General features: G+C 41.9%; 6 protein-coding genes. All 6 read left to right on the top strand.

The features are described from left to right. Positions 1-12: 12 nt before the first annotated feature. The 6 genes from L0951_RS00030 (at position 13) to L0951_RS00005 (ending at position 11,502) form a co-directional block, all read left to right on the top strand. Entirely contained in the window at positions 13-2,994 is a 2,982-nt protein-coding gene (locus tag L0951_RS00030; RefSeq protein ID WP_234108401.1) for a SusC/RagA family TonB-linked outer membrane protein, read from the top strand. Between the two features lie 46 nt (positions 2,995-3,040). Then, positions 3,041-4,828 (top strand): RagB/SusD family nutrient uptake outer membrane protein, encoded by a 1,788-nt coding sequence (locus L0951_RS00025; protein WP_234108399.1) that lies wholly within the window; start codon positions 3,041-3,043, stop codon positions 4,826-4,828. A 98-nt stretch (positions 4,829-4,926) separates the two neighbouring features. Next, positions 4,927-8,145 (top strand): pectinesterase family protein, encoded by a 3,219-nt coding sequence (locus tag L0951_RS00020; RefSeq protein WP_234108393.1) that lies wholly within the window; start codon positions 4,927-4,929, stop codon positions 8,143-8,145. Between the two features lie 45 nt (positions 8,146-8,190). Beyond that, on the top strand, positions 8,191-9,525 hold the full coding sequence (locus L0951_RS00015; protein ID WP_234108391.1) for a T9SS type A sorting domain-containing protein: 1,335 nt from the start codon (positions 8,191-8,193) through the stop codon (positions 9,523-9,525). Positions 9,526-9,688: 163 nt separating this feature from the next. Next, on the top strand, positions 9,689-10,462 hold the full coding sequence (locus L0951_RS00010; RefSeq protein WP_234108383.1) for a T9SS type A sorting domain-containing protein: 774 nt from the start codon (positions 9,689-9,691) through the stop codon (positions 10,460-10,462). A gap of 215 nt (positions 10,463-10,677) precedes the next feature. Next, positions 10,678-11,502 carry a T9SS type A sorting domain-containing protein gene (locus L0951_RS00005; protein ID WP_234108382.1) on the top strand — a complete coding sequence of 275 codons (825 nt, stop codon included), beginning with the start codon at positions 10,678-10,680 and terminating at the stop codon, positions 11,500-11,502. The last annotated feature ends 492 nt before the right edge of the window (positions 11,503-11,994 follow it).

Below are 11,994 nucleotides of genomic sequence, written 5' to 3'. Positions count from 1 at the left end.
ATATAAAACTATATGAAGAATATTACCTTAAGAGTAACTTGCATTGCAGCGCTGTTTTTCATGGGTGTGGATGTTGTTGCGCAAAAAAAAGATTCCGCACTGAAAGAGAAACAGATTGAAGAGGTCATTGTAATCGGTTACGGAACCGCAAGAAAAAGTGACTTGACGGGTTCAGTGGCAACTGTGAGCGGAAACGCTCTGAAACAGATTCCTGTTTCCAATGTTGCAGAAGCGCTGACCGGAAAGATTGCCGGAGTTCAGATTACCACGACAGAAGGATCTCCAGACGCTGAAATTTCACTGAAAGTCCGTGGTGGTGGCTCCATTACTCAGGACAGTTCACCGCTGATTATTGTGGATGGTTTCCCGGTGAGCGGCATGAGCGAGGTTTCCCCGTCTGATATCGAAAATATTACCGTGCTGAAAGATGCGTCTTCCACTGCGATTTATGGTTCCAGAGGTGCTTACGGTGTGGTTTTGATTACCACGAAAGGTGCGAAAGGCGGTAAAATTTCCGGGAATTTGAACTCGTTTGTGGGTTATAAATTTTTAGCCAAAAAAATAGACGTATTGTCTCCTTATGATTATGCCAAATGGCAATATGAGGATGCGTTACTATTGGGAAATGTAAATTCTTATAACCAATATTTCCTGCCGTGGAACCAGATTGACCAGTACAAATCTTATGCACCAATGGATTGGCAGGATAGAATCTATGGAAACACAGGGATTGTAAACAGTAACGATTTTGCGGTACGCGGCGGAAATGATAGGACCAGCTTCAGCTTGAACCTCGCCCGTTACAAGGACGATGGAATTATGATTGGTTCCGGATTCAAAAGAGATAATATCACCTTTAACCTGAAAAATAAGCCGAAAAACAATCTGGATCTGTCATTTACTTTCAGATATTCAAATACCGATATCAAGGGAAGTGGTGCCAATGAGCAGAAAGAGTTCTCCAACACAGACGGAAGACTTCGGCACAGTGTAGGATATTCACCAATTGATATTCCTGCTTTGACAACAGACGATACTGATGAGGCAGTTGCAGGATATTTGACCAATCCATACATTGCCGTTGCCGATAACGACAGGTCGCAAAACAGAAAAACGTTTACCATTCAGGGGGGATTTGGCTGGACTATTATTAAGAATCTGAAGTTCCAGTCCAACATTGGGATGGATTTTTACAATTACCACGATAATCGCTTTTACGGACGATCTACCTATTATGTAAAAAATAAGCCGCTGCAGGCATACCAAGGTTTGGCCGCATTGACGATGACCAATACCGAAAATCAAAGCTTCAGGATTGCCAATACTTTGAATTATGATTTCAAAGAACTATTGGGTGACAATCATTCACTAAAGTTAATGGGTGGTATGGAATACAATAATTTTTCATCAACTGTGCTTACCAATACCATTCACGGTTTTCCGAAATCATTCACTTTTGAAGATGCTGTGAATCTGACTTCCCAGGGAAAATGGTTTTCTGTGGATAACCAGAATTTGCAGGATGATCGATTGTTGTCTTTCTTTAGCCGTTTGAATTATGAATTCATGAACAGATATTTGTTGACTGCAACTTTCAGGGGAGACGGTTCCAGCAAATTCATGCCTGAAAATAGATGGGGCTATTTTCCGTCGGTGGCTGCAGCCTGGAAGATGAGTGAGGAAAGTTTCCTAAGAGATGTTTCCTGGATTCGACTCCTGAAACTGAGAGCGAGTTACGGGCAAGCCGGAAACAACAATATCCTGACCGGACAAACCATCCAAATGTACAGCCCTTTTACCACAACTTGGGTGAATAATGTGACTAATTACTGGGCTCCAGGAAGTTACATGGTCAATCCAGATTTGAAATGGGAGACCACGGTTTCGCAAAACTTTGGATTAGACTATGAATTCTTTAACGGAAGATTAACCGGCGCAATTGACTTATACAAAAACAATACGAAAGATTTATTGATCGCGTTTCCTACTCCGGGAACTGGTTATGACGCCCAGTTCAGAAACCTGGGTGAAACCCAGAATAAAGGTGTGGAAGCTTCCTTAAATTTTGACGCAATTAAAAAGAAAGACTATTCCCTGAGTTTGGGATTCAATATTTCATTTAATGAAAATGAGATCCGATCATTGGGAGGACTTGATCATTACCTTTGGACTTCCAACTGGTCATCTGCGGTGGGATATGATTATATTACCAATGTGGGAATGCCACTTGGCTTAATGTATGGCTATCAAAATGCCGGAAGATATGAAGTTTCTGATTTCGATTTCGTAGGCGGTGTTTATAAACTGAAAGCAGGAATTGCAGATGCTTCCGCCATTGTGGGTACGGTGAAACCGGGTTCCATGAAACTTGTGGACATCAATGGTGATGGTAAAGTGGATGCCAATGACCGCGGAGTGATTGGAAACGCCAATCCAAAGCATACAGGAGGATTTACCTTAAATGCCACCGTGAAAAATTTCGATTTGACTGCAGTGTTCAATTGGAGTTATGGAAACCAGGTTTATAATGCCAACAAAATTGAATTCAGTACCGCTCCACAATCTTCACCTTCAGGACAGTACAGAAACTTGAATACATTCATGGCAGACGGAACGAGATGGACCAATATTGATGCGGGAGGAAATTTGGTGACCGATCCTGCAGAATTGGCAGCACTGAATGCCAATACTTCTATGTGGTCGCCTTACATGCCTAGATATGTTTTCAGCGACTGGGCGGTGGAAGATGGCTCATTCCTAAGGTTGAACACGGTTTCATTAGGGTATTCGTTACCCGAGGATTTCGTGAAAACAATTGGTTTGACAAAACTTAGATTATATGTTTCGGGATACAATGTGTGGATTTGGACCAAATATTCAGGAATGGATCCGGAAGTTTCCACCAGAAGGCAAAATCCTTTGACACCTGCAGTGGACTATTCTGGGTTTCCAAAAAGCAGACAGGTTGTGTTTGGAGCGAATCTGAACTTCTAAATAAACGATAAGTAAAAAATTGACCACTAGAAAATATTAAAATACAATGAAATTATCAATAAAACTTTCACTCCTGCTTCTTCCCCTCGCAGTAATTTCCTGCAAGCAGCTCGGCGAAGAAATATTAAACACTACCGCTCCTTCGGCAACTTCTGAGGCGGTAATCTTCTCAAATCCGGATTTGGCAAAAGGCGCAGTGGACGGAATTAAAGTTCCGATGATGGAAACCAATTCCTACAGGGGAAGATGGATCTCATTTTACGGAATGAATACCGATTCAGAATGGTACAATTCCTCAGAATCCACCTCCAATGACAATGCGGACCTTTGCGTTTATGATCCCAAACCAAATAACTCGCAAATGAACACTGCGAACAATGTTTGGGCTATGATGTATCAAGGTATTGAAAGAGCCAATCTCTGTATCCGTGGTTTGCGCGCTTATGGAAACCCAACTCCAGGTTCAGAATTAGGTTACCTTTTAGGTGAAGCGCTTACTTTGAGAGCGATTTATTACGCTGATTTGGTGAAAGGTTGGGGAGATGTTCCCGCAAGATTTGAACCCATTGTGACCGAAACCACCTATTTGCCGAAATCCAGCAGGGATGTGATCTACAAACAAATTTTGGCTGATTTGGCAGAAGCTTCCACTTTAGTTCCATGGCCGAATTCTTCCACCGCAACTGCTACAACCGAAAGAATTAACAAAGCTTTTGTGAAGGGATTAAGGGCAAGAGTAGCTTTGGCTGCCTCTGGTTATTCTCAGTATCCCGATGGAATCAGAAGAAGTTCTGATCCGGAATTGTCTGTAGCCAAACTTTATCCGATTGCCTTGCAGGAATGTAGAGATGTGATCAACAGTGGCTCCGCGAAATTGGAGACTACTTTTGAAACTTTGTGGCGAAATTATAATAAAGAAATTATTGCAGCGGGAAATGAATCGCTTTGGGAAATCCCGTTTGACGCCGGTAGAGGACGTGTTCTGTTTACTTTCGCAGTGAATCATGCAACCAACGACCAATACCAACAAATGGGAAGCAACAGAGGCGGACAGGCAGGTCCGTTGCCAAATGTGTGGTATGATTTCGATGAAAAAGATCAGAGAAGAAATGTGACATGCGTCCCTTACAAATGGGGGAATGCTGTGGCTGGAAAATCCAAGCAGGAACTGGGCGCATTCAACAGATGGTATTTTGGAAAATACCGTTTTGAGTGGATGAACCGAATCGTTACTTCAAGCAATGACGATGGCGTTAACAAAATCTACATGAGATATGCCGAAATTCTTCTCATGGCTGCTGAAACTGCAAACGAACTGGAAGGACCTGCAGCTGCAGCCCCTTATTTAAAACAACTGAGGAACCGCGCTTTCGCAGCAGCAGACAGACCAGTAAAGGTTGAAAATTATGTAAATGCCTTGACCTCTAAACAAGCGATGTTCAACGCTATTGTTGATGAAAACAAATTTGAATTTACCGGTGAATTTGAAAGAAAATTGGCTTTGATAAGATGGAATCTTTTGGGAACAAACTTGGCCGATGCAAAAGCAAGAATGACCGAACTGAAAAACAGAACAGACCGCTATGCTGATGTTCCTTCAACGGTTTACTGGAAATATGCCGCCGATAATGAAACCATTCAAATCTATGGTTTAAACAGAGGGGAAACCACCAATCCAGGTACGGGTTGGACTGCAGCAGACTGGACTGCACTTTCTGATTCCAAAATTGCGGCACTCTATAGAAAAGATCCCAACACCAGACAGTTCTGGCCGATTTGGCAAGTATTCCTTGACGCAAGTAACGGTACCCTTAAAAATGATTATGGTTACTAGTTCGATAATATAGTTAGTTTCTTAATAAACCTGCTGATTGATTTCTTCTCAGAAAATCGAAAAGCAGGTTTTTTCTTGACCATCAAATCCATTTCATTATGAAAAAACTCTCCTTCTTCCTGATCTTAATGTTTCCGATGTATGCTGTTTTCGGACAGTTCACAGACGTTTGGGATTTCGGCGCAACCCAACTTGAGACCTCCCAATACAACAACAGATTACAGGTTTCCACCATCAATGGATGGTATCCCGGAACCATCACTCCGGGAAGTTCCAGCACCACAAACGTTTTTCCTTCCACATTCACAGCTGGGGAACTTTCTTGGGTGGGCGGAACCAACGACCGACTGAGAACCACCAATACCGCAGTGACGAGATATGACGAAAATATTGCCAGTGTGAGTACCCATTTGGGCCGTCTTTATTGCAATGGAATTCCCACAGTCAACGGAAGCGGACAACCTAATTCAAGATATTTTAAATTGAGCCTTAATGAAGATGATGAGGTGAAAGTCATCGCCAGAGGTGACACCGCAGGAAATTTGGTTTTCAGCCTTTCTGCAAATACTTTGCTTCAAACTGATAATTTCGCAACCACCGCTACATCCGCTGCGGTAACGGAAGCGACTTTTGTGGCCAAATATTCCGGAACTTATTTTATTTATGACAACCTTGCCAAAGCGAGTTATTACCGCATCTACAGAAATCCTGCAACGTACACCACCGTTTCGGGAACCATTGATGTTTCGCAGGCAGTCGGAATTCCTGCAGGATATTCTTTGATTATTAACAACACGGCAGGAAAAACCTGGAACGTTCCGGTTAATTCCAATGCTTACAGTGTGAATCTGCCGGTTGGTTATTCCTATTCCTACAGTTTGGCCAATGCGAGCGGATATCTCATTACTTCCGGGGAAACTTTGAATACGACGGGAGCAGGTTCCGCTTTGTCTCACCATCTTTCAGTTTCCAATGTGAGTTTAGCAGCGGTTACCGGAAATATTTCCGGGTTGGGAACAAATATTGCGAATCTTGGTTTGACCTTTACTCCGGATCCGGAAAGCGGAAGCATCTATGTACCGAATCCCACGATCAATACTAGCAATTCCACATACACTGTTCAGTTGGAGCCGAATATTCCATATACCATTTCGGCAAATGGGGTCAATGATTATCAGATTTTAGACAATACCGTCACAGTGACTGGAAATTCCATCTTAAATATTGATTTTGCGCTAAAACCCAAATATCCGGTAACTATTAGCACAAACCTTAATACGTCACAGCTTGCGGCATTAAGTCTGACTTTTAGCAATATTAACGAAGCTGGTTATCATTATGCTTTTAATGACCTGGGCAATATCAGTCTGAGAAATGGAACCTATAAGATTTCGGCAAACGGCTTGGATCAGTTTCCTCTTGAATTGGCCCTGACTTCTTATTTGAAAGTGAATGGAGCAGGTGGTTCTAAATCACTGGCCTTTAACCCCGTAACAATCTGGTCTTTTGATGATAAAGTCATCAACTCCTCCACAACTGCATTTTACAAAGGATTACAGCTCAACGGCCAGATTTCAACACAACTTCCGCAAAATCATCTTTTGGCAAAACCAGGTGCTACCATTTTAGTTCCCGTTAATCCAAATCAAAAGATTATCGTAAGCTATTATTATGCAGCAAATTTCAATATCGAAGGAGGAACCACCTATTCTACTTCATCAGGTTCAACTTCAGTCATAGAAACTGTAGAATACCTGTATCCGGGAGCTTCTGCCGGAAATGTGTCTATAACTTTTGGCGGAACGGCTGGTTATACTTCATATCTTAAGCAGATTAAAGTGGTAAACAATGTGGCATATTCACCAACGATCACAGTGGGTGCAGACAAGCAGTATCAAACCATCAATGCAGCTTTGACGGCGGTCTCCAATATGATAAGAAACGCAAATGACCGGGTTACGATCATGATAGATCCCGGAAATTATGAGGAAATGTTAATCGTTTCCCAGCCGAATGTCACTTTGAAAAATGCTTCTGCAATTCCAGATACTTCAGTTTTAAACAAAGGAGTTGATATTTCTCCGAATGCCGTTCGGATAACTTCCTATTATGGGCATGGATACAACTATTATTCTATGGCGAATAACCAGAAATGGAATCAAGATGTCCTGAATGTCAACAAAGAAAATGGCAATTATTCTTACACGAATACCGGAGCCGGAACCACGAACGGATCTTATTGGAATGCAACCGTTGTAGTGAGTGCTGTGGGCTTTGAAGCGGAAGATATTATTTTCGAGAATTCATTCAATCAGTATATTTCACTTAAAGAATCGCAGGACGTGGTAGTTCCGTGGACCACAGGAAGTCCGGGAACAAGACCAACAAGTGCAGGAAATATAAACGTACAGAACAAGTCTTTGGTCGAAAGGGCTGCAGCAATTGCTTACACGGCAAGTGGTGATCGTTCATTTCTGAAAAACTGTAAGGTTATCGGAAGACAGGATTCCTTCTTCGGTGCGCAGGGAGCAAGAGTTGCTTATTACAAAGGCGAGGTATTGGGTGCAGTTGACTTTATTTTCGGTGGAATGACTGCGGTTTTCTATCAGACTAAGTTGACTATGAATACAAGCGATTCCTCCAATGACGCTTCCTATATTGTGGCGCCGCAGCAGATTTCAGGAAGAGGATTCCTGATGTACAACTGTACCGTGACTTCCACCACACCGGGAATGGATACCAACTCCACCTACCGTGCAAAGCCGGGATATTTCGGAAGACCTTGGGCGGCAAATACAAGTGAAGCAGTTTTCTACAACACCACCATTGAGACCTCAAACTTCCCGGGGTCGGTCGGTCTGTCATTAATCCAGCCTTTGGGATGGCTCAATACTTTGGGGGGAACTTCACCGGGAATGTATGAATATGGAACCACCGAACTTTCGGGTGTGAACAATTCCGGGAACCGCGCAGCTTGGGCGACTTTCTTAAACAGCCCCATATTGAATGATGCCACGGCAATCAACACTTTCAACTTTACCAAAGGAAACGATGGTTGGGATCCGTTTTCTTCGATCGTTTTAGGAACCGGAAATGTGAAAACTGATAATGGAGTATGGGTTTTTGCATCAGAAAATGAAGTCTTCATAAAAGAGGTGAAAGAACGCACACTGGTGAAAGTGTATGGAATGGGCGGAAATCTGATAAAGTCATTTTCGGCTTATAATGAAACAAGTTTTTCCCTTCCTACTGGAATCTGGGTGGTAAATGTGGAAAATGCCAAAGGATTAAAATCAATAAAAATCAGAACAAACTAAAAATAAATAATGGGAATCTTCATAAAGATTCGAAACAGAAAAGACATGAAAAAAATAATCATTTCATTATCCTTATTGGTGGGATTGGGGAATTTATCAGCCCAAGTATTATCATCAAATACCCCACAAGGATATGGAGCTTTGGCAACAGGAGGTGGAAATGCTACACCGATTACCGTAACCGATTATGCCACTCTGAAATCCAACCTCACTTCTGCAGGCGCAAAGGTAATTCTGGTTTCCGGAACGATCACCATACCACAAGGGGGAGTCATTAGTGCAGTAATTTCCAACAAGACTTTGATCGGACTGCCTGGAGCGAAATTGGTGAACGAAAACCAAACCGGCGCCGGAATTCTGAATTTCAAAAACGGTTCTAACAACATCATTGTGCGGAATCTGATTTTCGTTGGACCGGGAGCTTATGATGTGAATGGACCCGATAACCTCACCAATCAGGGTGCAACAAATGTTTGGGTAGATCACTGTGAATTCCAGGACGGGCAGGATAGCAATTTTGATAATGTGGGATTGGCAGATAATGTGACCGTTTCCTGGTGCAAATTCACTTATTTGAAAGCTCCAATTCCGGGCGGTTCCGGTGGCTCAAACGATCACCGATTCTCTAATCTTGTTGGTTCAAGCGCAACGGATGCTCCTGCTGATGGGCATTACAGTATCACTTTCCATAATAATTTCTGGGCAGAAGGATGCAAAGAAAGAATGCCAAGAGCCAGAAACGCGGAACTTCACCTCCTGAATAATTACTATTACACTTCTGTTTCCGGAGCATTGGCCATCGGACTTGGCGGCGGGGTAAATAACTCCACGGTGTATGTGGAAAATTCTAACTTTGCCAGAGTAACCAATATGTTCAGAAGCTACACCTCTACAGACGGTGGTTCTTATGCAATCAATTACGTAAACAGTTCGTGGAATGGTAATCCGGTGAATACTGCTGCTTATAATACAGGAACTGTTTCTGCGCCTTCCTATTCCTACAGCGTGATGTCTTTAGAGGAGGTGGCGACTTATGTTCCCGACGCTGGTTGTGGTGCAGGAGCAACTTTGCAGGTCACAACAGGTGGGGCGATTACCCCCGGAGTCTGCAGTTTTATGGCAACGGCAGGTAATAATGTGCCGCAGAATATCAAAGTATTCCCAATTCCTGTAAAAGATTTTTTAAACATAGAACTTCCAGAAAACGCTTCCGGAAAAATGCAGATCGTGATTTATTCGGCGGACGGCAGGAAAGTGATGTCAGAAAATGTAAATGCTTCCAAACATACTACATTAAACGTGCAGCATTTAGCAAAAGGAACCTATTTCGGAACAGTAAATGTTTCGGGCAAAGCCCATTCTATCAAGTTTATCAAATAAGGGCTCTCCAAAAACACAATCACAAAAGTCCGGCAAAAAAAGTCCGGACTTTTTTCTGAAATATCTAAAAAAAACTGGCAACATATCAAATTAATTTATACATTTGTGTAATCGATTGTATTTTATTAAATATCGAATAATCAATAACTTAAAATTAATTAAAATGAGAAAAACTTTACTATTACTTGCCTGTGGATTAATGGGTTCTGTACTTTCCGCACAGTTAACTTTGCCTAAAACCTGGGATTTTAGTGCATGGGCTTTGAGTTCTGGGATTGGGCAGGAAACAACCACGATTGATGAATTGGGAATTTATGCCGGGGTGAACACCACCCTCCATAATACAGGAACTGTGACGGCCAGTAACTACACGTTTTCCGACAATTTCGCTGCAACAAAACGTTTTCAACTGAATGGTGCAGGATATACCAGCGGAGTTTATAGCCACCTTCCGACTCAAAGGTATATCTATTTTGACGTGACAGGAAAGGTGGATGTGAAAATATGGTGCAGAGGAGGGGGATCCGGTTCACGGGTTCTATATGTTACTGATGGAAGTTCGATTTTGGCACAGGCGACCAGCGTGGATCAAGCCGGCACGATTTTCACGGCAACCAAATCTACTGAAGGAGCAGGAAGAATCTATATTTTTGGGGATACCGCTGTGAACCTGATGAAAATTGAAGTGACGCAGAATACCACTTTAGTGACTGCCAATACAGCTAAGGAAATGGTGAACGTTTTTTCTGCAGGTAATACGGTTTATGTCAAAAATGTCACTTCGCCAACTGATGTTTCCGTATTTTCTACAGACGGAAAATTGGTTAAATCATCAACGGTAAAGAATGATGTGGCTTTTGAACTTGGAACCGGGGTGTACCTTGTCAACACTAAATCGGAGAAGGGAATCAGATCTCAAAAGGTGTTGGTGAAGTAAGCTCATTTGATGCCATAATATTCTGATAAAAAGCGGTGATTTTCGAATGGCCGCTTTTTTTGTGATCTATTCGAATAAGATAAACAGCTTGCATGTTAAAAAAATGATATTTTTTGAGATTAAGAAGGTAGTTTGAATTTTTTTTTTAACTTTGTGTAATCGATTGTATAAGATCGAACAACAATAAAATCAATTATTTAAAACTTCTTTCTATTATGAAAAAATCTTTACTTTTCGCAGCAGCTTCAATGCTGTTTTCGGCGATTTCGCTTAATGCGCAGACTACTACTTGGGATTTCAGCAACGATACCGCAAACTGGCCGCTCAATTCCGGAATCGGAACCAGCCCTATTGTGAAACAGGGTCTCGGATTATTTCCCATCAGCACCAACAGCAATTTTGCCGCAGTGACCAATTCATCGCAGGTAACTTTTTCAGATGGCTACGTGGCTACAGGAAATCGATTGCAAACCAATGGCGGAGGATCAGCAGCTGTAGGAACCTACAAACCCGTTCAACGATATTTCTTCATCGAGACTTCCGGTACGGGAAGTGTGACTTTCAAAGCTTGGTATAAATCCGGAAGCGGAGGTGCTGTGAGAGCTGCATTTGTTTCTGATGGAGATGCTGTATTATATGGTACTGCTGCAACCAGCCCAACTGCAAGTCCTGCAGATACGGCAATTCTTACTGCAACCGTCCCGGCTGGTAAAACTTTTTACATCTATACGGATGCCGCTATTAACTTTTACAAGATGGAAGTATCCGGAGCACCGGTAATCACCACGTTGAACTCAAACCAGCTTGCAACTTCTGATGTTTCCACAAAAGTTTCCGCCAATATTTTCTCCGTTGGAAACCAGGTTCACATTGCAAATGTTTCTGGGAATACCAATGTGAATGTGTACTCTGCAAATGGTGCGCTGGTGAAGACTTTAAACACCAGATCAGATGTAAACTTCGATTTGAAGCCAGGTTTCTATATCGTCAATTTGCAAACTGAAAAAGGAAAGAAAACTCAGAAAGTACTCGTGAAATAATTTTTTTTGGATTAATATTATTTAAAATGGCGGCATTCTACGGAATGCCGTTTTTTTTTGTTAATGTTCACGCTGTTTTTTTAATCTGGAAGAGATTTTCTGTGTAGCCGATTCCCGCGGATAATTCAATGGTGTTCAGAAGATCAATCGGCGGTTTAGGAATCTTTCTATTGTCATCTTGCAAAGCAATAATCTGACAGGATCAATTTTCTATTGCTGCAAAGCAGGGTTAATCTTGATCCCCTATGAATATAATACCAATCATATTTCCTGGTTTCAAAAAGTTGTTTCAAGGGAGATTTGCAATAATTCAGGTAAACTGACCAATTGTCAAACCTGGCCATATTTGTTATTTTTTGGTTGGAAGTACTTAGTCTCTCCTTAAAACGCCATCAACATATTGACAATCAATAAATTAATTGTAATTTTTCTTGTTTTTCTTTGCAGGATTTTGTATATTTGAGCATTAAAACCTTGCAAATATGTTGGGGA

It is taken from the genome of Chryseobacterium sp. R2A-55 (genome assembly GCF_021401085.1).
In the GTDB taxonomy this organism is placed as follows: domain Bacteria; phylum Bacteroidota; class Bacteroidia; order Flavobacteriales; family Weeksellaceae; genus Kaistella.
This window is presented reverse-complemented; position numbering and strand designations above follow the sequence as displayed.

Coding starts and splice junctions, on each gene's coding strand:
- L0951_RS00030 (WP_234108401.1), top strand. CDS start 13: ATGAAGAATATTACCTTAAGAGTAACTTGCATTGCAGCGCTGTTTTTC.
- L0951_RS00025 (WP_234108399.1), top strand. CDS start 3,041: ATGAAATTATCAATAAAACTTTCACTCCTGCTTCTTCCCCTCGCAGTA.
- L0951_RS00020 (WP_234108393.1), top strand. CDS start 4,927: ATGAAAAAACTCTCCTTCTTCCTGATCTTAATGTTTCCGATGTATGCT.
- L0951_RS00015 (WP_234108391.1), top strand. CDS start 8,191: ATGAAAAAAATAATCATTTCATTATCCTTATTGGTGGGATTGGGGAAT.
- L0951_RS00010 (WP_234108383.1), top strand. CDS start 9,689: ATGAGAAAAACTTTACTATTACTTGCCTGTGGATTAATGGGTTCTGTA.
- L0951_RS00005 (WP_234108382.1), top strand. CDS start 10,678: ATGAAAAAATCTTTACTTTTCGCAGCAGCTTCAATGCTGTTTTCGGCG.